This window comes from Shouchella oshimensis, from assembly GCF_002019765.1.
Classification (GTDB): Bacteria; Bacillota; Bacilli; order Bacillales; family Bacillaceae_D; genus Shouchella; species Shouchella oshimensis.
Map to the genome: position 1 here is coordinate 3,322,921 of NZ_KV917380.1, position 24,237 is coordinate 3,347,157.

Below are 24,237 nucleotides of genomic sequence, written 5' to 3' on the forward strand. Positions count from 1 at the left end.
CGTGGTTCCATCTTTAACCATAGTGAAATTGTAACACTTTATATTAAAATACCTCAATAGACTCCTTATAATGACTATTTCAAAACCACAAAAACGACCAGACAAAAGTCTGGTCGTTAACGTAACATCTAACCTCTATTAAGCGAAATGAGCCTCTAGCCCCCAGAACTTGTTCCCTTTGAATTCTTTAAGCTCAAGTGAGACATTGCAATCAAAACTCTTTCCTTTTTTACTTGTTGCTGTAATCATAACTTTCCCACCAGCTCGTACATCCTGGATCTCTTTTTTTGTCAGTGTATAACCCAAGAACTCAGGCTTAAATGGAGCGTCTGCCCTGGTGTATGAGCTCGGATCTTTTCTTGGTTCGAAATGCGGCTCAATTCCCCACATCTTATTCCCTTCAAATTCCTTTAACTCAAATGTAACAGCAACATTGAATGGCTCACCTGTGCGCTTTTTTCCATATATATAAAGGAAAACCTCTCTATCCTTCTTCCAATTAACTGAATACTCTTTAGCATTCAGAATCACTTTAACATGCTAAACGAATTTGCTATAATGAAGCATTGCTAGATGGAATGAGGCGTGAAATGTTATTAGGAACGATTATTAATGCAGCAGCCATTGCTGTTGCTTCATTAATTGGTGTACGAATTCGAAACGTACCTGAGGAGATAAGTAAGCTTATCATGCAAGCACTCTCCCTTGCATTAATTGTCATCGGGATTCAAATGGCCGTCACAGGTGAAAATTTCCTTATTATCATTATAAGTTTGACAAGTGGCGCATTACTCGGTAGCTGGCTCCAAATTGATGAACGCTTAAATCAGCTTGGTCAATGGTTAGGAACAAAAATTGGTAAGAACAGCCAAGGTAACGTAGCTCAAGCTTTTGTTAGCTCTACACTTATTTTTGCAACAGGGGCAATGGCTATTATCGGCCCACTAGAAGCAGCACTTCGTGGTGATCATAGTTTATTATTTACAAAATCGTCCATTGATGGATTTTCTGCACTTATTATCTCTTCAACACTAGGGATCGGCGTATTCTTTGCTGCCATTCCTGTCTTTCTTTATCAAGCTAGTATTACGTTGCTAGCCAATCAAATCGATGCTTTTGTACCGAATATGCTAATGGACATGATCATCGCAGAGATTACATGTATTGGAGGCATTCTCATACTTGCCATAGGGCTTAACCTATTAAATGTGATTAATGTTAAAATTGCTAACTTGCTTCCAAGTCTCGTGATCGTTGTTCTTCTTGTTGTTTCTTTTCAACGGTTACTCTAATGATCTAACACAATTCTACTGAGTTGTGTTTTTTTATGACCTTTTCTATAAAACTCAACGCACCGATTTTCTTTTTCTTCATTAATAGTCTCACATTCGATCGCCTTACTTTCTTTTTCTCACCTTGTCATTCCTTTATTCATCTCCTGCTTTTAGTTAAACCTCAGCATACGCGATTTAAGTAGAGTTTGTTGAGTACGTCTCTTTATGTCAGTTTTAGACGAAATCACACGTTCCCATGACTTTTCTCCTGTAATATCTATGTAATATCAAGTTTTGTCGAACAAGCTGAACGTCCTACTACTATTATAGTTCCCCTTATTTACACGCATAATCCCTGTACCTATGCGGATTACAGTCATTTTACAAGTTCATTACTTCGCGGAAAATGGGTTGAAAGAGTAACTTATGTTCTGTATAGTTTGATCTTGCGAGAGACATTCCGCACAAAAATGGAATTACACACAAGAACGACTCATCTTACACATTTTCATAGTTCCATTACTTGGGGATGAATACTACATTATAAGGGGAGTTTTACAGTATGAAAAAATTAGTCACGTCACTTGCTGTCTTAGGATCAATACTTGTTGCCACTCCAGCATTTGCATATGAAGTCAAAAGCGGAGATACATTGAGTCAAATTGCTAACAAGCATCAAACAGACGTACAAAATATAGTAGAATTAAATCCAGACATTTACGATAAGAACTTAATCTTTATCGGTCAACAATTAACAATGCCTGGTGAAGGTGAACAAGGTCAAGTGAAAGGTGAAATTCAATCGAATGAATCTGCACCTCAAACAACTTCAAATGAATCGACTGCAGCTGAGTCAACAAATTCAGAATCGACAAGTGCTTCAAATGAAACAAGCTCTTCTGAAGCACCAGCTGAAACGACTGAATCAACGAATTCAACTGAATCCACTAGTTCTGAGCCAACACAAACTGAAGGCACTACAACAATGAGTGTGGAAGCTACGGCCTACACTGCCTTCTGTGAAGGGTGCTCTGGGGTAACAGCTACTGGGATTGATTTAAGAGCGAATCCGAATCAAAAAGTGATTGCTGTTGATCCTAACGTTATACCGCTTGGTAGCAAAGTATACGTAGAAGGCTATGGAGAAGCGATTGCTGGTGACACTGGTGGCGCTATTAATGGCAACAAAATTGACCTGTTTATGCCTGAACGTCAAGATGCATTAAACTTTGGTCGTCAAAACGTAACGATCCACGTTTATGAATAAATCATCAAAACAAGCTAGCCTGTGTAAGGGCTAGCTTGTTTTATACAAATCATCTTTTTAGCGAAACAAAAAAGCAATTACATAAGCTGTAATTGCTTTTATATCTTAATAATCAACGCCATTAATGGTTGTCACTTTCCAACGTTCAGCATTCGAGTATAGATGATTGTTCAATTTACTTGCCAAAGATTGCGCGGCAACAGGATCAATAAAAACCTTATCTAGTTGGCTGTTCGTGTCTTTAAGGGTTTCTGTTGCCCCGTTTAACATTCGTATAATTTTATACAATGTACGGGACCTCCCTACTATTTATTCAGCCTAAAGTGATTGCTGTATCTACATTGTGGCACACAATTAGATAAAAAGACAGTATATTTTAAAAATAATTAAATTTTCATACCCTTTTTGTCTAATTTTTAAACATGATTGAAAACCATGCGCCTATTTATGAGTTGGCTGATTCCAAAATAAGGCTTTAGAACGAACAGATAGCTATCTTACCAAACGCTTTAAAGGGGAAGCGTTCTCCACTCATCCAATATGAAACGAACTCATTTGTTTAACTGCTTATTCTTCCAACATATAGTCGTAGGTTTGAATCTTTTCAAACGTTTGCGTATCAATGTTCCACTGCAACACAATGATTTCATTGTAGCTGGTGTGTATAATGATTTTATCATCCCCTAATGATAGCACTTGATCTTCATTTGCGAAGGTTTCAATTTGTTGAGGAAAATCAGACCCCATGTCAGTACCACCATTACCAAAACCAAGTACAAGTAAAATCAAACAAACTAAAATGGCCGTTAAAAGGCCTCGATTTCCATTTTCCTTCACTCTATTCCGCCCCTTTCACTACTTACTATAATAGATTAACTCCCACCTGTAACGATTTTCATTAAACAAAATACCCCAACAACATTAGTGGGGTACTTCCTACAAAAGTGTATTTTTTGATCGACTACGATTCTTTGTATAGAGCACAAGCAGTAATGCGATAAAAGAAAAAACGCCCATTGTAGCAAAAGCCATCGAGAGACCTCTTAACGTACCCTCAATATAAGAGTATTCCGGCTGTGCCGCTTGAATACTTACAACGGTTGTTAAAATTGTAACGCCGAGTGCAGCTCCAAATTGTTTAACGGTGTTCACTATCGCTGTCCCATGAGGAAGGTCTTCTTGCTGTAAAGCATTCATAGCGATAGCGGTTGCCGGTGTCATCACAATCCCAACGGCTCCCATAAATAAGCTAAAACAAACAATCATAGCGATTACAGTTGTGTCTGCCCCCATTATCGTAAACCACATAAATGTCACGGCCATAACCGAATAGCCAATGATACCGAGCACTTTGCCACCGTATTGATCAAACCATTTTCCAGCTAGAAAAGAAGTTACAGATAGTAACAATGTGCCAGGCAACAAGGTCATGCCCGAAATAAAAGCAGTCCGCCCTTGTACATCTTGAATAAACAACGGGAGGAGTGTTTCTGTTGATAACAGTAAGATCGAAATGACAAATGACAATAACGTACCATGGACAAACCATTTTAAACGAAATAGCCGCACATTTAACATCGGCTGATCAGATATAAGTTGTATCCAAATAAACGTCGTTAGCGCTAGCATGCCGATTACTGCAGGTATGATGACATACATACTGGCTAGTCCGTACACACTGAAATTACTTATCGCCAGAATGGTACCGGCAAAGCCAATGGCTGAGAAAAACAGCGACGGTATACTTAACCTCGCCTGCCCTTTCTCTGTAATGTTCTGCATGAATATACTATTTAATACGAAAAGGGCAATCGCCAGAGGAAGCACGAGCCAAAATAAGAAACGCCAGCTTGATAAATCAACGATATAGCCTGCAATGGAAGGACCTATAGCTGGTGCTACATTCACAACCATGGTCATCAGGCCCATCGCATAACCACGTTTTTCAATTGGGTAGACGAGCAAGAGAACAGTTTGTACGAGGGGAAGCATCATCCCAGCACCAACTGCTTGAATAACTCTTGCTACAATGAGAAGCGTAAACGTTTGTGCGAAAATGGCTAATAGGGTTCCCAAAATAAAGAACGAAATAGCAACGAACGTTAACGTACGTGCTTGAAACCTTCCCATGAAATAACCCATTGTTGGAATTAACGTTGTTGTCGTTAACAGAAAAGAAGTGGTTAACCACTGAACTTGGGTCGCATTAATCGAAAAATCTTCCATAATTTGTGGAAAAGCCGTAATAAGCAAAAATTGATTGAGCAAAAATAAAAAAGATGCTGAGAGTATGGAAACAACAAGCATCTTTTTTCGAAAGGGTGTTAATAACTCAACTGACATACATCCCCCTCCTTTTTCATTTATTGAAATGACTTTTCCATTTTAACGTGAGGAATGCCATCTTCTTCAAAAACGTCAGAGGTTGTCACGTAACCGAGCTTTTCATAAAACCCTTCTGCATGTGTCTGACCATGTAAAAGAGCCTTCACACAACCCATTTCTCGAGCGATCTCTTCTAGCAACGTAATAATCTCTTTACCTAACCCGTGCTTCCGATATTCTTTAAGTAGGCAAATTCGCTCTAACTTTGCTTTTCCTTCTACTTGACGAACTCTTCCCGTTCCAACTGGTTTTTCGTTATAATAAACTAAAACATGTGTGCAAGGGGACGTTAAATCATCAAAGGCGTCAAATTCATCTTCTATTGGGCAATATTGTTCGTCAACAAAAACCTTCTTTCTAATAGAAAAAGCAAGCTCTAACTGCTCTTGATTAACAATAATCTGTTTATTCATAAACGTATCCTCATTTCTTTCTCATGTACTCACAATCTAACGTAACGTATTTTTGTTGTATTTGCAACAAAAAATGAAAGGAGTTTTTCTATGAAAGAAATTCTTCGCGAAATAGGGACCATTGCTCGTGCCCTCGATTCAATAAGTAATATTGAATTTAAAGAAATTGATCTTACAAAGGGCCAATACCTTTATTTAATTCGAATTTATGAACACCCCGGTTCTATTCAAGAAAAGATCGCCGAAATGTTAAAAGTCGATCGAACGACTGCAGCCAGAGCCATTACGAAGCTGGAAAATCAAGGCTTTATCTATAAACAAGAAGATCCATCCAATCGAAAAATAAAAAAGCTTTTCCCCACTGAGCGAGGAAAAGAGGTGTATCAATTTTTACTTAGAGAAAATAACCATTCAGAGGCGGTCGCTTTAAAGGGGTTATCATCTACCGAAGTAGAAACCCTCTTTAACCTACTTCAAACCGTGCGGAAAAATATTGATGTGGATTGGAATGAAGTGAAAAAAGGCAACAAACGTGGCTATTAAACTTCTAAAAGAGAGGGAGGGATCCCTTTCTCTTAGACAACTAACGTTTTTAATTCCTCAATAAGCTCCTTTGTAATCAAGTACTGAAGATGATTTTGTTCAATCTTTATGCGATACAGATTAAACAGACGCTCTTCCTCTTCTCCTCGCACCTCATGGCCATAGATATGCATGAGCAAGTAATCCGCTACTTCCTTTAATCGGAACATAAGCAGCAGATGATCTAGATAAGTGGGCGGTAGCCAACATTCTCGAGCGTACCCTTGAAAGATTGCTTTGGTCAGTTCATGAACATATGCCACAATGCTTCCATTTCCATGAAAGGAATATTCCATTGCACTATAAACCGGCACAACTAAATCAAACAGTAAAAAATGCTTCTCACAATCTTGGTAATCAATAAGGGTGAGTTTATTCTTCTCTACCAAAACATTCTCCAACCATACATCTCCATGAACGAGTCCGTATGTATCGTTCGTTTTTGGCACTGCTTCAAGATCACGAAAAATGCTCTCCATCGTCTCTCGTACTCTCTTTTCTACTTTCGGTATGTATTTCCTCCAATTGTATTCATCATTCATGTGCCAATCATTAATGGCCCGCGTATTTCCTTGATACAATTTAGACATTGTATGAATCCGTCCAATCTCTTCTCCTAATCGTTCAAACGTCTCCTTATTCCATTGATTTTTTTTTGCATGCTCACCTGGTGCTGCCCGATATACAACTATACGTATTTCTTTATCTTTGTAAGTGATTGATTCAATTGAACGATCTCTTTTCGAAAACAGAACTTCCGGTGCAGCCAGCCCTTTATCATGTAGCCAAACAGTCCAGTCTACTTCTGCTTGCTGCTCTACTATCGTTTTATAATTTGTTACGCGAACAAAATAACGCTTATGACCACTTGAACACGAAAACATTTCGTTTGTAACGGCCTTCACCTGATCCATATTCAGTTCATAAGATTCTCTTAATGCTTGCTTTAACAGCTGTTCCAAATGTATCACTCCCTTTGGCGTAATCGTACTTTCTCTGCCATACAAATACTTTCTATAAAATAATCCGGTGCTTTGCTATGTGATTGGATCTCCTCAAAGGTCATCCAATGAATGTCTGCAACCTCATCTGCACTTACGATTGAAGGTTGGCTTCCTTCTTCTCGTTCACATAGAAACACAATGTCAATGACAGGCTTTCCGTTCACTGCAAAAGTCGTATTTCGCACATAGACCATATCATTTTTCAATTTCAAACCAACTTCTTCTAAAAACTCACGCTGTATCGTTTTTTCTAATACATCTTTATCGATTCCAGATGCATCGACTTTACCACCTACTAATGACAGTAGTCCTCCTGCATGTGCTTCTTTTGAGCTTCTTTCAATAACAAGCCATTTTCCATCATTCCAAACTGCCCCTTCTACATTTACAATGAACATTCCTCCACCTCAATTCTCAAAAAATTCTTTGGCTTTTTATTCACAAAATGGTCTTCAATAAACGATAGAACATCTTCTGTCCCTGGTATTGACAACATACTCTTTGCGTCTTCAAAAGTCAGCCAGCGATACTCACTGTGTTCAAAAACCCCACTCATTCCTCCCTTATTAGACTGAATAGTTTTAATTATAACATAAAAAAAGCCCTTCACTCTTTGTTAACTCGTTTCATTTCATTAAACGAGTTAACATTGATAGCGTTTTCTAAAACTCTGAGCTATTCGTTTAAACCACTGACATTTCCTATTAATGGTTGCGCTGAAAGAAAGCTTGATTTCCCTTTCTCCTCAGGAGTAAAATAATACATTGTGACTTAATAATGTTTACTCATTGTGAAGGAGATTACTATGCAAAAACTGCGAACCAACAACAAGGAACACTATTATACGTTTTTGCTCCTTACGTCTATCTTATTGATTGCCGCTACCTTACGATCTCCTATGACTTCATTCGGACCGTTAATTCCGTTTATAAGAGAGGATTTAGCCATTTCAAATGTAACCATTGGTTTGGTTAATACATTGCCACTAGTAATGTTTGGTTTATTTTCACCTCTCGTACCGAGAATTTCTCGGAAAACAGGGATGGAATTCATGCTTTTATTCGCTATGATTGTCTTAACCATTGGCATTGTGTTCCGCTCCCTTGGATATACACCGTTCTTGTTAGTAGGTACCCTTTTACTTGGTCTTGGTATAGCAGTCGGAAACGTTCTAATGCCTGGACTAATTAAACTTAGTTTTCCATTGCGAATTGGTATTATGATGGGCATCTACTCTGTTTCTATGAATCTCTTTGGCGCATTTGCATCTGGCTTATCTGTTCCAATAGCTGAGTCAAACGCTTTTAATTGGCAACATGCTTTGCTTTTATGGGCTGTTTTATCGGCAATTGCTGTTCTTTTTATTTGCTTACGGCTGCCTGTTATGCTGTCGTCTCGAAAAAAAGTTCCTGGAAAAGTAGATAACCAACCTTCTTCTTCCATCTTTAAATCGAAGCTCGCTTGGTGCGTTTCGTTATTTATGGGACTTCAGTCGTTCATTCCATATAGCTTGTTCACTTGGCTACCAGACATTCTGCTAAATAAAGGCTTTACAGAAAGTGAGGCAGGATGGTTTATGGCGTTAATGCAAGTAGGGCTCATTCCAGCTACATTCTTTGTACCGATTTTTGCAGCTAAATTAAAGAGTCAAGCGTGGCTTGCTGTTGCATCAGGGCTACTATTTTTAATAGGGCTTGCTGGTGTCACTCTAACTGCATCGTCGTTAACTCTTCTATTCCTTGTTGTTACAGGTATGGGAATGGGGACAACCTTTAGTTTAGCCATGATGTTTTTTGTCTTGCGTACGCATACTGTCGAACAGTCTTCACAGCTTTCTAGTATGGCCCAATCTATTGGCTATATGATTGCCGCTACAGGACCATTTCTTCTCGGATTCATCGCGGATAGTACAAAAAGTTGGACTGTGCCACTCTTTATTCTTATGGTTGCGGCTATTGGCATTTCTTTATTTGGCTATGCTGCTGGTAAGGATCAAAAAATTGACAATCCTACACCTTCTTAAATGATAAAGCGCCTTTCTCCATGAGTCAGGCGCTTTTACCTTTGTACAACAGTTGCCTTTATTTGAATAGTTGAATGTCCATATCTCCGTCGAAGAAATACAGCCAGCATTCCTTTACCGGCACACGCCAAATTGTTTCGATTGCTTGCTTGTAGTACGCGATTTGATGCTCATAACGTTCTTTTAAGACCTTTTCGACTTCTTGTTTATCTAAGCTAGAAGATGGAATCCGATCGGTTTTATAATCAAGTAAACATAACTCACCGTTCTCATCCCACCATAATACGTCAATAATTCCTCGAATTAAAACGCCATCATCTTCTGCCCCCTCCTCATGAGAGGAGAATCGATCCTTAGGTTGGATGTATGAAAAAGGCACCTCTTTTTTTACTTTTTTCGCATGGAGTAAACGAGTTCCTACTGATGATTGATGAAACTCAATAATACGTTGGTAAGAGATAACCCGTCTTTCTTCTTGATTCAACGAGAGCCGATTCGAAATGGCTTCAATCTCTTGTTTAATGTGAGACGGATCGCTTGTCTGAAATGATAGCCTCTGCATTATACGATGCATAAGCGATCCTTTTTCAGTAGAGCTTAGCTTCTGTTCTCCTTTTAAAAACCTTGGCTCCTTTATTGAATGGGAAATGTTCTTCTCATACGTATCATTAAGGGAATGCCAGTTTGTTTTTTGTTTTAATTCGGTCACACTTTGTTTAGCAGCTGTCTTGGTCGCTTCAGGATATAGGTAATGGAAGGCCAGCCGGCGCTCCACTTCGAACTCCATTCCAGCAGTTCTTCCGTCCACTCGCTCTAACTGCTTTAGTAATTGAACAGTTGGGTTCGTGGACTGAGGTTGAGTAAGCGCTAATGTAGGGACTTCTACTAAATCATCTAACGTCCACTTTGACGGATGTTGTTTTTTGTTCGAAACACGATTCACACCTTCATGTTGGAGAACAACAGGTACGACCCAGTCAAAGAACCGACGAGCCTGCTTGCGCTCATGTAGAGAAAGGGAAGATTCCGCTTGTTCCATCCACACTTCCATCTTTGCCTCTCTGTCTTTAACACTACCTAGGAGAAACAGTTTTTCCTTTGCTCTTGTTAGAGCTACATATAGCACGCGTAGTTCTTCTGAGATTTGTTCTCTTTCTTGCAATTTCTTTATGGCTGTCTCTGCCATAGTAGGGTACTTTACCCGCCGTTCTATATCTAAGTAAGTAGAGCCAAATCCTAGTGTTTGATGAATTTGTGTTTGACGTCTCGTATCCATTAAGTTAAATTGCTTCCACATGTCTACTACAAAGACTACTGGAAATTCGAGCCCTTTACTTTTGTGGATCGACATTAAGCGAACAACATTTTCTTGCTCACTAACAGTACGTGCACTCTCAAAATCGTCTCCTTGGTCTTCCATCCGCTCAACAAAGCGCAAAAAGCGAAAGATGCCGCGGAACGATGTATCTTCAAACGCCTTTGCACGATCATACAAGGCTCGCACATTTGCTTGACGCTGTTTTCCTCCCGGTAATCCACCTACAAACACATCGTACCCTGTTTCTGTGAATAGTTCCCAGATAAATGTAGATATTGCAGTTGTTCGTGCTCTCGTCCGCCAATTTTGAAGTTGCTTATTAAAATGAGTAAGCCTCTCCATCCATTCACTTTTTTTCTTTTCATTCATTAGGGTGGCTTGCACCGCTTCATAAAAGAACCCATCTTGATCATGTAGGCGTATACTTGCTAGCTCGTCATCTTTCAGCCCGACAATTGGCGAGCGCAGTACCGATGCTAACGGAATATCTTGAAATGGATTATCAATAATTTTCAGTAGCGACAGCATGATCTGCACTTCTACATGGCGAAAGTACCCTTCATCTCGATCTGAAAAAAGTGGAATACCCGCTTTTTTGAATACGTCTACAAAAACGGGCGCTGACGGAAGGGATCTCATTAAAATCGTTATGTCTCGGTACTCAATGGGGCGCATGTGGTTTTGCTTTTTATCATAAACGAGATAGCCACTCTCTCGTAACTCATTAATTTTATTTGCTGTCCATTTCGCTTCTTTTTCTGCGGATAATTCAAAACCACTCATGTTTTCCTCATCTTCTTTTTCTACTAAAGCAACATGAACGTCGTAGCCTTCATCCTCTTTTCGATAATCCTGATTGCCATACTGCAACGCTTGCGTTTGATCATACTCCACTTCACCTACATGCTTGTCCATTGTCTCTGCAAAAACGTAATTTACAGCATCTAGAACTTCTTTTCGGCTACGAAAATTATGCGCTAAATCAATCCGAATTCCTTTTGCTTCACTTAGTGTATCAAGAGGAAACGCTAGCTTTTCATACGTTGTTTGTTTCTCTATAAACAAACCCGGTTCAGCTAATCGAAATCGATAGATGCTCTGTTTTACATCCCCTACCATAAACCGGTTCTCACCATTTGCGACTAATTGTAAAATTGCTTCTTGGACTTGATTTGTATCTTGATATTCATCTGTTAACACTTCTTGAAACCGAGCTTTATATTGACGTGCAATGGCGGAGGGTTCTGCAATGGATTGTTCACTGAGTATATCGAGAGCAAAGTGTTCAAGGTCGTCGAAGTCCATCAGCGAGCGCTCTGCCTTTTCTTCTCGATACGCTTTAGCGAATTCTTTTACAAGAGTTGTTAACATTCGAACGCGCCCTTGCATCTGTTGTAGCCGCATCTGATTTCCTTTTGAATTCGTCATTAAAAGTTCTTGTGCTTTTTGGACTAATTTTTTACTATTGTCCCGTAGTCCTTTTACTCGTTCGGCCAATTGAGGATCAGATGGATCATCTTTTTTCTTACTAGGTAGCCGTTTCCATGTAAAAGCATGTAGCCGCTGTTGCCATTGATCCCAGGTTTGACAATTCGTAAACCCTCGTAGTGCTTCAAGCTCTTCTGTTAGCCGTTCACGATAAAAGGCAGGTCCGTCCCCTCGCTCAGCAAGCTGGAGACCTCGTGAATGATTAGCAATAGCACCTGAGACAAAGCTAAGCACTTCTTCTAAAATCACCTTCCCCCACGGACTTTCCCCTACATCGTCATACGGCTGTTCATACATCCTTGCGCTTTCCTCGAGCCACCTATCCGGATCTGGATGAGATCTGGAACGCGTATAAAGCTGTAACAGGAGCGTTCTTAGGCTTGTATCTGACCGGTCGCCGCTATACGCTTCTGCCATTGTATAGAAGTCGGGCATCTCTTCTTTATTGAAAGCGTAATAACGCTCTAATAACGCTTCAAGTACTTCTTCTTTAAGCAATTCTCTTTCCGTGTCATTTGCCAATCGAATTGTCGGATCAACATTGATTTCATAGTAATGGGCACGAATGAGCTCAGAACAAAAGGCATGCAGAGTAGAAATGGACGCCCGGTTTAATAAACGGTATTGGCGTTTTAAATAAGGAGTAGGACGAACGCTTAACTCCTCTTCTATCCGTTTACCAATACGCGCTTTCATCTCGGCTGCGGCTGCCTTTGTAAATGTGACAACAAGCAATCGATCCATCTCAACTTCATCATCTGGATCAATAACCCGCTTCACAATTCGTTCAACTAGAACAGCGGTTTTCCCACTACCAGCAGCTGCTGCGACGAGAATATTTCCACCTGTCAGAGAGATTGCCTGCCACTGTTCATCAGTCCAGCTCACATCTACTGGCTTTTCTTGTAATGTCCATTTAGGCATCTTCATTCTCTCCTTCACCGAGATGATCTCGCATTTCTTCAAGTGCATGTTGATTCGTTTTTTTGTAAATTTCATTATAGCCATAGCCAGGTAAGGACGGGTCAAATTGACACACTGCATGCATTGGACAAAAGCTACAAGCGACATGACCGTTTTCACGTTGAAACGGCTTTACTTCTGTTTTTCCGTTAGCAATCTCATTGCCAATATCAACAATTTTTTGTTCAGTGTAAGCAAAGAGTGTACGAAAATCATCCTCCGTTACGACTTTTGAGCGATTATGAAACGTACCGTCTTTTTTAAATTCTATGGGCACAACATTTGACTTCGTTGTTTCTTCTAGCGACTGATCAAATAACGTTGCGAGTTGACGATCCTTAGGCATCCACCCACTTAACTTAAATGCTTTTAGGCGTTCTTCTTCTTCCTGTTCTGTATCTTCTAGCACCGGGTTGTGTATATGGAAATAGAACATGCCGCCAATTTGGGATGATTGCTCTAACCATGCTTCGGAACCCTTTAACGCGACAGTTAAATAGACAGGGATTTGTAAGGATAGCCCTTCTATTACGTCAGAGAAAGCAAGCGCTGTTGCACTTGATTTATAGTCAATGACACTTAAATAAGATTGTCCATCAACGGTTGCCTGATCAATCCGGTCGATTCTCCCTCGTACAGTCATACTCATACCGTGTTCAAGTGGATACGAGGGGAGAGACAAGTTCGTCTGTGGACCAAAGGCAACCTCTAGCCCAATGGTCTCAAACTTCGAGAGTAACGCTTGTTGACGGATTGCTTCTGTTACGTTTAACGCAATCTCCTCTAGCTTGTCACTGATATACTGATAATGATTGGTACTCAGTAAAATCTTCCTTTGAATGATAGGAGCGACTTCTTCCACTGCCGCTATCGTCATTTCACGGCACTCGTCGAACGATAGCTTCTTCCATGTTTTATTACGATCCTTTTGCTTATGCGACATTAACTTCAGTACCATATGAAACAATTCACCGATGTCAAATGCTTCTAGTTTATACACATCTCTTTCTTTTAACTTTAAACCGTATTGCCCAAAATGCCGGAATGAACATTGCTTAAATAATTCCATACGGCTTACGCTCATCACAAGCTCCGAACCATATAAGTCTCTTATTTTTTCAATAGGTAATGGCACTTCTTTATATGCATAGTCTAGACTTTCTAACGCTGCCTTTAAGGAGCTATGCCATTGTTCCTGCTGTATGAACCAGTGGTACACGTCCCACCAAATGGAATCAATTGTTTCACCCTGCTTCCATTTTTGCAGCTGACGGATGAGTTCCATAAAAGCCTGCTTTGGATGAGATACAGATTCAATAGAATGATTCTCACTATCAGCATCAGCCTCATTTTGAACAAAGGTTAACGGAACAAAATCAAGGGTGTCCTTTATATGCCGTATAAGAGGCGAAGGTAGTAACGCGGTGCCCTCTTCATCAGCTAAAGCATAAGAAACAACCAGCTTTTCTGACGCATTTACTTGCGCCATATAAGCATAAAAATGTTCGTGCCACATTCGATCAAACGAGCTATAACCAAAAGAGACACCTTTTTCTTTTAGCTCATGGCGTTCCTGCGCACGAACAATCCCATTGTCTCGTGGCTTCGATGGAATCACACCTTCATTTACACCGATGACAAAGGTTGCCCGTACTTTCGGCAAGCGGGATCGCTCCATATCACCGATCGTCACTTGATCAATTGCTGGTGGCACCATTTGAAAGCGCATATTCTCAAAACCAGCGGTTATTGTCTTGAAAAACGATTGGGGAGTTGTGACATCATCTCCACCGATTTCAACCAGCTGATCTAGAATTCGAATGACGCCTTCCCAGACTTGTTCGTATTCACTACCTAGTTGAATAGCCCCTTCCGCGTCCACTTGTTGTTTAAACTGTTGTACCTTTTCAGGAACAGATAAAGCCTCAAAGAAGGTATAAACAGCTCGACTCATCTCGACAACGGTTTTACTTTGCTTTATCTGCTTCTCTAATTGATTTAGAGGTGCAATCAAGTGGTTTTTTAATTCATTTACAGCACGATTCGTTTCCCTTTCTTCTTCTGTTGGCTCATCCTCATAGCCATGTCGCACCGTTTTCACTCGCCACTCTACTTCTGTTGACCATAATTTCCCTTTGATTCCCTGCGCTAGAACAATTGTTTCTAGCTGATCAATTTGTTCGCGAAAGCGTACTGAATCTTCATCAAGGGGAGTGAATAAATCGGTTTTAAAAGCGCGAAAAAGCGCTTCATAAGGATAGCGTTGCATGATTGCTTCAAAGGAAGAGCGAATACATTCAATCAATGGGTGATGAATCATCGGCTTTGCCTGATCAATGAAAAACGGCACGTCATACATCGGAAAGATTCGTTCAATTAAGCTACTGTAAAGAGTTAAATCCCTTGTGACAACGGCAATGTCTGAATATCGATAGCCTTCCATTCGAACATAAGACCGAATGGATCGCGCCAGTGCATCTATTTCAACCCGTCGATTTACTGCTTCTAGTAACTCGACACTTCCATCATTCTCTCGTTTTTCGCGATCTTGATAGACGAGGCCTTCTTCTAATGAGGCAATACCTTTTTTCTTAAATTCCAAGCACGGTTCAAACCAACTTATTTTATACGATAACCCTTGTTCTTGAAGTGTTTCGACGAATTTATGATAGGTTTCATTCGTGTAGAAAAACGTATCTACTGTTGCATCCTTGTCTAAAGTGAAGGCGATCTGTACAGACGATGCTTCTTTAAACAGTGTCGTTAAAAAGCGACGTTCTAGCATGTTAAAATCATAAAACCCGTCCACATAAATAATGGCATTTTTTATAATAGTGGACGTTGCCATAACGTCCGTAGCACGTTTTAATTGATCTTCTTTGTCCGAAAACTGCTGTTGAAAAGCTTGTTCAAACGCTTTATAAACAACATAGATATCATGCATCTTCTCTTGCATCAATTGTGACTGATTACGACTTGCCTTATAGAACGCATCTGCGGTTAGCTCTTGTTGACGAAGCTCTAGAATGACCTGCTCCATCTCTTTAACAAAACCGATTGCATGACTTGAACGCTTAAATATGCGTAACGTTTCCTTTTGGTCTTCAATGATTTTCCTAAGTAAAACGTGCATACCCGTTCGATCAAGTAACGGCAGTTCTGGTTGATCCGAATCCACAAGAATTCTCTCTGCTAATGAATGCAAGCTTAGAACGCTTAACTTCGAAAAACCACCTGACTCCTTTGCCAGCTCATATTCAACTTGAAATGACATTTGATCTGGAACCAAAAACAGCTGTTCAGGCCCTTCTATTGGGAAGCGATTCAGTTGGTCGATCGCGTCTTTTTTTAGCTTCGTCGACTTACCACTGCCACTTCTTCCTAGATAAAAGTGAATCACGCTACCGACTCCATTTCGTTCAAACTTTTCTCCATCTTACCATGAAACAACTTCAACACTATATCCCTTTTAACCTCACCTTATTGGGTATAAACGTTTTTAAATAACGAACACTAATGATAACATTCTGTTGTTCGTTCTTTTCATCTGCATGTTTTCTTGGTACAATGTTTCATTACTGAAGTCTGTTACAATTGACAACTTAAAATTGGAGGAAACATCTTGATATTCGTTGCGATTATCCTTTTATTTATTGCATCAAGTTTCTTTTCTGGTAGTGAAACCGCTCTAACTGCAACAAATAAAATAAAACTACAAACAAAAGCCGCTCAAGGAGATAAAAAGTCCGAGCGTTTATTAAAGCTAGTAAACAACGCAGAAGAATTTATTCCAGGCATTCTTATTGCAAACAACGTCCCAAATATTATTCTGCCTTCCCTTGTAACCATTGTCGCCATTGATTATGGCTTAAACGTCGGAATTGCAACGGGTGTATTAACAGTCTTAATTATCATTTTCGCAGAAGTACTTCCCAAATCTGTGGCTGCTGCTTATCCACAAAGAATTGCCTATGCTGTTTACCCGCTTACCAACCTATTACTAAAGCTGTTAAAGCCTTTTACCTTTCTTCTTAACGCATTTACACGTCTTGTCATTCGGATGCTAGGAAAAAATGCTGGAACAGAAACGACTTTTTCAAAAGAGGAAATGCGGGCCATGGTGGACATTGGGCACATAGAAGGAACGTTTAAAAATGATGAAGTGTATCGGTTAAAGGGCATGCTCGATTTTGATCAATTAAATGTGGCAGATGTGCTACAAACACCACGTATTGACGTACAAGGATTACCAGCTGAGAGTACATTCGAAGAAGCAAAAGAAATTATTTTGAACAACCAATATACACGATACCCTGTTTACGAAGAAGATATTGATCATATTATCGGTGTCTTCCATTCAAAGTTTGTATTGAAATGGAGCCAAGAACCCTCAAAGCCACTTAAAGAAATGGCAGATTTACAGCCTCTCTATGTCTATGAATTTCATCCAGTCAACCGCGTCTTCCAAAAAATGTTACAGGAAAAGAAGCATTTTGCTATTGTCTTAGATGAATACGGTGGGACAGAAGGCATCATTACACACGAAGATTTAATTGAAGCGATGATTGGGCAAGATATTGAAGATGAAACAGATGTTGACGATGTTTTAATTGAAGAACAGTCAGAGTCACGGCTTGTCTGCGACGGCAAAATCTCCCTTCGTCGATTAAATAATGTGTTTCATGTCAACATACCAGAAGAAGAAGATAATTTAGCTAGTTTCCTAATCCAGCAATTCGGCTACTTGCCTACAGAAGGAGAACAACTAGATTATAAAGAACTACGCTTTGAGATCTTGGATATGGACGACAAAAAAGTAAATCGCGTACAACTCACTAAAAAAATTGACCCTATGCTTTCTCAATAACCCATAACAGCCGAAGTAGCTACTCGGCTGTTTCTTACGATTAATTCCAGAGAATACATGGTCTGCTTTATAAGTGGAAACAGTAGTCAAACAACCATGTCCAAATAACCTGCTATATGATTAACTGAAGATAAGTCGAAAGGAGTGCAACATTATGGCCTATCCCTATGCTGCTTTATTAACACAAGCCAGAGAAGATCTTTTGCTTTTTAATGAAAAAAAGAAACCAAATGCTGAGACTGATTCTACACACCCAACGTTAGGGAAGCCGTTTGCGTTTGGGAATACAGCTACTCTCTACCGCCAAGGAAATTTCGCTATCAAATTATACCATCCTCATTTACCCGCTGAAGAAGTTGAAAAAGAATATCGAAATCATCATTTTGCATATCAGCTTAATCTCTTTGTTCCTGATGTTCACCGCATTACCTCGTATCAACTACAACACGCTTTAATTCTCGACTATGTGGATGGAGAACCATTAGGTACAAATTGCTGGAAATCTCTATACACATTGGATCAATGTATGTTAACTGCAGTTAAGCAACAACATCACCTACACAGAATCCCACTAAAAAAGACAGAAAAAATAGAATTAATGCCACAGAAGCTAAGACGCCAAATTCATCAAGTCGATGATCTCTCTTCCTCCAGAAAGCATCATCTCCTGAATCTTTTACAACAGCTCGTCGAATCATCGACTTCCCAGAGTCTCTGTCATGGAGATTTTCACTTCTTTAATCTGATTAAAACAAAAAAAGGAATAAGCATGATCGATTGGGTAGATGCGAGTATTGGCTTTCCCTGCGCTGATGCCTGTCGCTCTTACTTACTGTACGCAAGCATTTCTCAAGCGCTAGCCACACTTTACTTATACCTTTACTGTGCGGAAGGGAAGTTGGATGAAGAAGAAGTATTAAATTGGCTTCCCATCCTTGCGTGTGCACGTTTATCTGAAAATGTTGCCTCTGATTCCAAGGAACAATTACATAGGTGGATATATGGAAAGTAGCGCAATAGAACGATTATGGCTGTTTCAATAAAAATATTTACAATCCGACGTTTATGTCGAAATAAAAGAGTGAATAGAGGTAAATAGGAATATTAAAAGGAGGACCACCATGAAACAAACCACACGCTTAGGCGTTATCTATTTACTCTTTTTTGCTTTTATGATTGTGACAAATTATATGTCTGCGACAAATGTTGGCACTGTTGCGAATCAAGATCAAGCATTGATTCAACCCGCAGGATTTGCATTTTCCATTTGGGGAATAATTTATTTTCTCTTATTCATTTGGATTATGCGTATCTTCTTTGTGAATCGCTGGAGCGGAGAGATTTACACTCGCATTGGGTATTGGTTGCCAGCAAATTTTCTTTTAAATAGTTTATGGATTATTGCATTTACACAGGAATGGGTCTTCCTATCGGTCATTATTATCATTGGATTGCTACTCACATTAATTGTCATTTACTTCAAAATCAATCGTCTTGATTTTCGTTGGTACGATCGCTTACCATTCTCTATCTATCTCGGCTGGGTATCTGTTGCTACTATTGTCAATGTATTTACATGGTTTGTACAAAGTAATACCACAACCTTTTTAGGATTGAGTGAAGTACCATGGACGATTATTATGCTTCTGGTTGGTACATTACTTGCTGTCATGATTGCTTTTGCATATCGAGATATCTTTTATCCTCTCGTGTTCATCTGGGCTTATTCAGCGATTGTTGTAGAGAACAGTATGCCAAGTATTATCGTCGTAACCGTCATTTGTATTGCCATCCAACTTGCCCTGGTTGTCTTTATCCTACTTCGCAAGAAATGAAAAAAACCAAAGGTCTACTTTACTTGAGGCCTTTGGTTTTTCTTCTTCTTATTATTTTCCTTTCAAACGAACCATCATGCCAAGGCCCCAACAATAAAAGACGAAGTAGAACAAGCGTTGAAGTAACCCGCCCCATTCAATTGGAAGAAAAGCGACAGCCATAATGGCTACTTTGATCATCGTTAATAGCCCTGCGCTTATCATGGTTAGCCTTTTTCCTTTATTTAGTTTTACACTGATACAAAAAAGAGCTGGTGCGACTACGAACATTACGAGCGCAGGATACGTATGCCATTCAAAACTTACATTTGCAGGTATGACGCTAAAGCTAAAGCCCACTGCAAACAGGAACAAGAAGACAAATCCAGCTTTTCCTATTCTGCTCAGCTTTAACCTTTCTTTCAGAGCCCACAACCCTATTAAGAGAACAATTCCAGTTAAAAGAAAAAGACTATTTACAATTGGTGCGTGGGGTGAACAAATAAAATAGTCAGCCCACGGATAGGTTCCCACACCGCACTCTGTTATTCCTAAGTCGCTCATTGGCTGGGATAAATAAGAATACGGGGCAATAGAAGCGCGAATAGCAAACGGCTCATAAACGAAATAACTAAGCAAGACAATCCAGCTTCCTACACCGATACGAAAAGGAATTTTCATGGCAACACCTCTTTTCTTTGACTATTACCCGTATCTTTTTTCTGTAAACTTCTAGTAAATTTCAAGGACTCTACCAATACACACCGAATCTATCTAGTAGACACTTGACGAATGAACGCCTTATTGATTACGCTTTAATTCTGTACATATAGCCATTGGTACATGTGAAGGAGGCTTTATTGGATGAAAAAACCATCCTATTTCTACACAACCAGTATTTTTTTAGTTGTTTTTCTCACTGCTTGTCAACAAGAAACCAGTGAAGAGCCTAAGATAAATCCATTAGAAGCGTATGCAGGTACATGGGAAGGTGAAATTGTTATTCCTATGCAACCGCTTTCGATTGAAGTCTCTGTCGAGAACGAGACGGCAACTTTATCGATTCCAATTCAAGGAATATTGGATGAACCTTTTGACGTCGTAGATGCAGATGAAGATTCATTATCCTTGGAGACAACGATTCAAAATCAAACAATTCTATTTACTGGAAAACGAGATGGAGATAACATTCAAGGAGAGTTTACTCAGCTTGGTCAAGAGCTTCCTTTCCAACTGCGTTTTAAGGAAGAGGAATTGTTAACAGAGATTTCCCTTGATGCATCTGAAGTTATAAAAGCAAAGGTAGATTTACCAGCAAACGAATCGAAGGACATGCCTGTTGCTCTTATCCTCCCTGGTTCGGGGCCAACAGATAAACATGGTAACTCGTATTTAATGCCTGGGCGAAATGATAACTTGAAACTTTTGTCAGAACATCTAAATGACAATGGGATTGCCACAATTCGCTATGACAAACGAGGAATCGGCGATAACGTTTCTCTGGCACCGAATAGTATCGAAACACGCTTTGATGATTATATTACCGATGCTCAAGCTTGGCTCCGGTATGCTAAAGAGCAGGAATCGTTTTCTTCTGTCCACCTGATCGGACATAGCGAGGGGGCGTTAATCGGCTTAGCAGCAGCCATTCAAGAAGGGGTTCAGTCGTATTTTTCCGTTGCAGGTGCTGGAAGAACCATTGATAAAGTATTAGTTGAGCAATTAGAAAATGATCCTTTTATCACACCAGAACTTCTAGAAGAATCTGCAGACATCCTTGAACAGCTTGTCCAAGGAGACATGGTTCAAGAGGTTAGCCTAGAACTTGAATCCCTTTTCAATCACAGTGTGCAACCGTTTTTGTCCTCATGGATGGCGGTCGATCCAGCTAAATTAATTGAGAAGGCTACGTTTCCCACATACATCATTCATGGAAATAACGACCAGCAAATTCCTGTTCATGATGCTCAGCTACTACATGACGCAAATCAAACTAGTGAGCTTTACTTGATCGATCAAATGGGACACGGACTGCGTCATGTCTCAGACGATATAGAAGAAGAAAGTATCGCTGCTATGAGTCATGACACACCTTTATCTGAGGAATTACTAACCATTCTCACAACAGCCATTCTTGAAAACCATATTCATACGACGAAGTAAACGCTTCGTCGTTTCTTTTGTAGATAACGACTGGCATCTGTAGCATAGAATCCTTCTGGTATGCGTTCCTTCTCTTTTTTTGTTATAACAGCTATAGGAGGGATCACAAATGAATGAAACCATATCAGTATTGACCAATCACTATTCTGTTCGAAATTACTTACCAAACCCAATTGAAGAGGAACAACTTCAAACAATTATTGAGGCGGCTCAAGCGGCTCCCACTTGGGGAAACGGGCAACAACTCAGCATTGTGGGCGTGACAGATCAAAAGAAAAAAAAGCAGATTTCTGAAATCATTGGTCAACCGTGGATTGACCAAGCGCCTGTATTTCTCTCGTTTAATGTAGACTTTCATCGAATTAGTCAAGCGTTAGAACAAAATGGGCAAACATTTAAAGCTAGTGAAAACGTTGATACCTTGCTAGTAGGTACAACTGACGTAGGAATTGCGATGGGCTATGCCATTGCCGCTGCTGAGTCTCTTGGGCTTGGTATAGTACCAATTGGAGCCATTCGAACAAAGTCAGATCGCATTATTGACGTTTTAGACTTGCCATCATACGTTTTTCCTATTGTTGGGCTTGTCATTGGTCACCCTGCTGAAGAAAATGACTTAAAGCCTCGTTTGCCTCTTGATTCGTTTTATCATAAAGAAACCTATCAACACGATCACTTGTCACATATCCGAGCATACGAAGATAAAATGAAAACATACATGCAGTCTCGCCCTATTCAAAAAACGTGGACGGAAACAGTTGCACGTTATTATAGCCATGATAAAGGAATTCCACAGACGACTGAATCACTCAATAAACAAGGATTTCACTTTAAGAAGAAGTAATTAAACACCTGACCTGTTGTTTCACAACACATTCATGAGGGAAGTGGATAAGTAGGAGGGATGTAAATGAAAGAGATCGAAACGAAATCAGACGGTTTACACTTTCTCGAGACGACCATGAAAAAAAGAATCAAAGAGTACATGAATAGTTACTCTATTGATGAAAACAAGCACTTGTACATTTACAGTAATTTTTACCATGCCTTAGAAGCCATCATTAAACACAAGAAAGATGCGGATCAGATTACCCTTGAAGATTTACAACCAACTTTACAGTTAATTGAATCATTCAAGAGACAAGCAGAATAAAAGGAACATGGCCTAGGCCATGTTCCTTTTATTCTTTAACGCAGGAACTGCATCCGTTCATTGAACAATGAAGGGTACGATAAAAAACCGAGCATAATACTTGTTACAATCGCTGTTGTTAATAATAGGAATAAAATGAGCAATTGAAACAGTACAGCTTGAACTGGATCAGCTCCAGCAATGATTTGTCCACTCATCATTCCTGGAAGTTGGACAAGCCCGATCGTTTTTTGACTCTCTATCGTGGGAATAGTACTCGCCTGAATAGAAGAAATCAATTGCTTCTGTACAGCTTGTTTTGGTGTTCCTCCTAGACTTAAAATCAATTCTGCCTCATCTTTCTTTGCTTCTACCTCGGCAGTAAATCGATTTAAAAATAAGATGCCTAAGACCATGGAATTTCCAATGACCATCCCACTAATCGGTATAATGTATTGTGCTGTAGCAGGTGTAATGTGTAACCCTAACAAAATGCCTTGAGTTAGCGTTTGAATGGTTAAAAACGTCACAATTAGTTTCCAAGTTATGCCACGGATCCTTTTCCCCTTTTTTCTTGCATTTTGTGTTGCCGCCGTAATCATTAAGACAATCATAAGGGAAATATACAAATAGCTTTCTGAGTCAAAAACAAATTGCAAAATATAGCCAACAGCAAGTAACTGAACAATTGAACGTATCGTAGCCACAAGGATATCACGATTTAAGCCAAGCTTTAGCACTTGAGACATGAGCAACGGTATGAGCACGAAAATGAGCGTAAGAATTAGCGTTGTCAAACTCATACAGGCTCCTCCTGGAGAAATGCCTTCACCCGGTCCTCTTTAGGTTTTGTTAACAACTCCACCGTTCCTTGTTCGACTAATTCCCCGTCCATCATAACCCAGCTATTATGAGATAAACGCTTTGCTTGTTCAATTTGGTGCGTAATCCAGCTAATGGTTGTGCCGTAGCTTTCGTTAATTGTGACAATTAAACGTTCAATTTCTTGAACCGACACACGATCTAGCGAGGACGTAATTTCATCTAACAGCAGAACTTCCGGTTGATTTAACAACGTCCGGGCAATAGACAGCTTTTGTTTCTGACCACCAGATAATTCTTTTGCCTGTTGATTAAGTAACGCCGCTGAAAGTCCTACTTCTTCTAATGATTGTTTAATCGTTCGATCACTAATTTGTTGATTCGCCAACGTAAGGGGCAGTAATAAATTTTCCTTTACTGTACCAGTTAGCATGGTAGCATGTTGTAACACAATGCCAATTTTTCTACGTAACGCGGATGGTTCGTAAGTTTCAATCTTTTCGTTATTGAATGTAACGGTTCCAGCTGTTGGCGTCCTCATACCATTGCATAAACGAAAGAGAGTCGTTTTCCCTGCTCCTGAAGGTCCAACGATGCTCGTAATCTTCCCTTTATTCAACGAACCGGTAATATCCTTAAGAATCGTTGTCTCGTCAACCTTATATGTAATGCCTTTAAGCTCAATTACTTTGTCGTCGTTCATTGATTGCTTCCTTTCAAAG

The 24,237-nt window shown here is 39.7% G+C and carries 23 protein-coding genes; 10 read left to right on the plus strand and 13 right to left on the minus strand.

Translation table 11 applies throughout. The features are described from left to right. Window positions 1-138 precede the first annotated feature (138 nt). Complete coding sequence (locus BK583_RS16740; protein WP_055735579.1) at window positions 139-531, minus strand: hypothetical protein; 393 nt, start codon at window positions 529-531, stop codon at window positions 139-141. 59 nt (window positions 532-590) lie between these two features. Between BK583_RS16740 and BK583_RS16745 the strand changes: the two genes are divergently transcribed. Further along, window positions 591-1,292: a DUF554 domain-containing protein gene (locus BK583_RS16745; RefSeq protein ID WP_038477323.1), complete on the plus strand. Its 702-nt coding sequence runs from the start codon at window positions 591-593 to the stop codon at window positions 1,290-1,292. A 544-nt stretch (window positions 1,293-1,836) separates the two neighbouring features. Then, complete coding sequence (locus BK583_RS16750; protein ID WP_038477320.1) at window positions 1,837-2,541, plus strand: 3D domain-containing protein; 705 nt, start codon at window positions 1,837-1,839, stop codon at window positions 2,539-2,541. A 105-nt stretch (window positions 2,542-2,646) separates the two neighbouring features. On the opposite strand, the gene BK583_RS16755 is transcribed toward BK583_RS16750, so the two are convergent. The 4 genes from BK583_RS16755 to BK583_RS16770 form a co-directional block, all read right to left on the minus strand. Further along, a complete protein-coding gene (locus tag BK583_RS16755) occupies window positions 2,647-2,829 on the minus strand; it encodes a hypothetical protein (RefSeq protein ID WP_035393082.1) in 183 nt (60 codons plus the stop codon). 279 nt (window positions 2,830-3,108) lie between these two features. After that, window positions 3,109-3,378: a hypothetical protein gene (locus BK583_RS16760; protein ID WP_055735578.1), complete on the minus strand. Its 270-nt coding sequence runs from the start codon at window positions 3,376-3,378 to the stop codon at window positions 3,109-3,111. Window positions 3,379-3,477: 99 nt separating this feature from the next. After that, window positions 3,478-4,884 (minus strand): DHA2 family efflux MFS transporter permease subunit, encoded by a 1,407-nt coding sequence (locus BK583_RS16765; RefSeq protein WP_055735577.1) that lies wholly within the window; start codon window positions 4,882-4,884, stop codon window positions 3,478-3,480. Between the two features lie 20 nt (window positions 4,885-4,904). Then, window positions 4,905-5,339: a GNAT family N-acetyltransferase gene (locus BK583_RS16770; RefSeq protein ID WP_055735576.1), complete on the minus strand. Its 435-nt coding sequence runs from the start codon at window positions 5,337-5,339 to the stop codon at window positions 4,905-4,907. Window positions 5,340-5,429: 90 nt separating this feature from the next. Between BK583_RS16770 and BK583_RS16775 the strand changes: the two genes are divergently transcribed. Then, window positions 5,430-5,882, plus strand: a complete 453-nt coding sequence (locus BK583_RS16775) for a MarR family winged helix-turn-helix transcriptional regulator (protein ID WP_055735575.1) — start codon at window positions 5,430-5,432, stop codon at window positions 5,880-5,882. A gap of 32 nt (window positions 5,883-5,914) precedes the next feature. On the opposite strand, the gene BK583_RS16780 is transcribed toward BK583_RS16775, so the two are convergent. The 3 genes from BK583_RS16780 to BK583_RS20865 are packed head-to-tail and all read right to left on the minus strand — an operon-like array spanning window position 5,915 to window position 7,481. After that, window positions 5,915-6,883: a phosphotransferase enzyme family protein gene (locus BK583_RS16780; RefSeq protein WP_055735574.1), complete on the minus strand. Its 969-nt coding sequence runs from the start codon at window positions 6,881-6,883 to the stop codon at window positions 5,915-5,917. Window positions 6,884-6,888: 5 nt separating this feature from the next. Further along, window positions 6,889-7,323, minus strand: coding sequence for an NUDIX hydrolase (locus tag BK583_RS16785; RefSeq protein ID WP_055735573.1), 435 nt, complete (start codon window positions 7,321-7,323; stop codon window positions 6,889-6,891). Continuing rightward, window positions 7,311-7,481, minus strand: coding sequence for an NUDIX hydrolase (locus BK583_RS20865; protein ID WP_160319274.1), 171 nt, complete (start codon window positions 7,479-7,481; stop codon window positions 7,311-7,313). The genes BK583_RS16785 and BK583_RS20865 overlap by 13 nt, the downstream gene beginning before the upstream one ends. Before the next feature lie 249 nt (window positions 7,482-7,730). Between BK583_RS20865 and BK583_RS16790 the strand changes: the two genes are divergently transcribed. After that, on the plus strand, window positions 7,731-8,948 hold the full coding sequence (locus BK583_RS16790; RefSeq protein WP_055735572.1) for a CynX/NimT family MFS transporter: 1,218 nt from the start codon (window positions 7,731-7,733) through the stop codon (window positions 8,946-8,948). 58 nt (window positions 8,949-9,006) lie between these two features. On the opposite strand, the gene addA is transcribed toward BK583_RS16790, so the two are convergent. Both addA and addB read right to left on the minus strand, forming a co-directional pair. Beyond that, window positions 9,007-12,678, minus strand: a complete 3,672-nt coding sequence (gene addA, locus BK583_RS16795; RefSeq protein ID WP_055735571.1) for a helicase-exonuclease AddAB subunit AddA — start codon at window positions 12,676-12,678, stop codon at window positions 9,007-9,009. After that, window positions 12,671-16,117, minus strand: coding sequence for a helicase-exonuclease AddAB subunit AddB (gene addB / locus BK583_RS16800; protein WP_055735570.1), 3,447 nt, complete (start codon window positions 16,115-16,117; stop codon window positions 12,671-12,673). Before addB ends, addA begins: the two co-directional genes overlap by 8 nt. A gap of 225 nt (window positions 16,118-16,342) precedes the next feature. Between addB and BK583_RS16805 the strand changes: the two genes are divergently transcribed. From BK583_RS16805 to BK583_RS16815, 3 genes are all read left to right on the plus strand, one after another. Further along, the gene (locus BK583_RS16805) at window positions 16,343-17,584 is read left to right on the plus strand and encodes a hemolysin family protein (RefSeq protein WP_055735718.1); all 1,242 of its coding nucleotides are present in this window, start codon (window positions 16,343-16,345) and stop codon (window positions 17,582-17,584) included. A gap of 154 nt (window positions 17,585-17,738) precedes the next feature. Further along, window positions 17,739-18,596: a phosphotransferase family protein gene (locus BK583_RS16810; RefSeq protein WP_055735569.1), complete on the plus strand. Its 858-nt coding sequence runs from the start codon at window positions 17,739-17,741 to the stop codon at window positions 18,594-18,596. A gap of 109 nt (window positions 18,597-18,705) precedes the next feature. Beyond that, the gene (locus BK583_RS16815; RefSeq protein ID WP_055735568.1) at window positions 18,706-19,419 is read left to right on the plus strand and encodes a TspO-related membrane protein; all 714 of its coding nucleotides are present in this window, start codon (window positions 18,706-18,708) and stop codon (window positions 19,417-19,419) included. A 51-nt stretch (window positions 19,420-19,470) separates the two neighbouring features. Here the strand turns inward: BK583_RS16815 and BK583_RS16820 are convergent, their stop codons facing one another. Then, window positions 19,471-20,079 carry a DUF998 domain-containing protein gene (locus BK583_RS16820; RefSeq protein ID WP_055735567.1) on the minus strand — a complete coding sequence of 203 codons (609 nt, stop codon included), beginning with the start codon at window positions 20,077-20,079 and terminating at the stop codon, window positions 19,471-19,473. A gap of 183 nt (window positions 20,080-20,262) precedes the next feature. Between BK583_RS16820 and BK583_RS16825 the strand changes: the two genes are divergently transcribed. The 3 genes from BK583_RS16825 (at window position 20,263) to BK583_RS16835 (ending at window position 22,714) form a co-directional block, all read left to right on the plus strand. Further along, the gene (locus tag BK583_RS16825) at window positions 20,263-21,561 is read left to right on the plus strand and encodes an alpha/beta hydrolase (RefSeq protein WP_055735566.1); all 1,299 of its coding nucleotides are present in this window, start codon (window positions 20,263-20,265) and stop codon (window positions 21,559-21,561) included. 109 nt (window positions 21,562-21,670) lie between these two features. Then, window positions 21,671-22,405: an NADPH-dependent oxidoreductase gene (locus BK583_RS16830; protein ID WP_055735565.1), complete on the plus strand. Its 735-nt coding sequence runs from the start codon at window positions 21,671-21,673 to the stop codon at window positions 22,403-22,405. A 66-nt stretch (window positions 22,406-22,471) separates the two neighbouring features. Beyond that, window positions 22,472-22,714 (plus strand): hypothetical protein, encoded by a 243-nt coding sequence (locus tag BK583_RS16835; RefSeq protein ID WP_038477279.1) that lies wholly within the window; start codon window positions 22,472-22,474, stop codon window positions 22,712-22,714. A gap of 35 nt (window positions 22,715-22,749) precedes the next feature. Here BK583_RS16835 and BK583_RS16840 read toward each other — a convergent pair whose 3' ends face one another. Then, window positions 22,750-23,496: an ABC transporter permease gene (locus BK583_RS16840; RefSeq protein ID WP_038477277.1), complete on the minus strand. Its 747-nt coding sequence runs from the start codon at window positions 23,494-23,496 to the stop codon at window positions 22,750-22,752. Then, window positions 23,493-24,218, minus strand: a complete 726-nt coding sequence (locus BK583_RS16845; protein WP_055735564.1) for an ABC transporter ATP-binding protein — start codon at window positions 24,216-24,218, stop codon at window positions 23,493-23,495. Before BK583_RS16845 ends, BK583_RS16840 begins: the two co-directional genes overlap by 4 nt. Window positions 24,219-24,237: the final 19 nt, after the last annotated feature.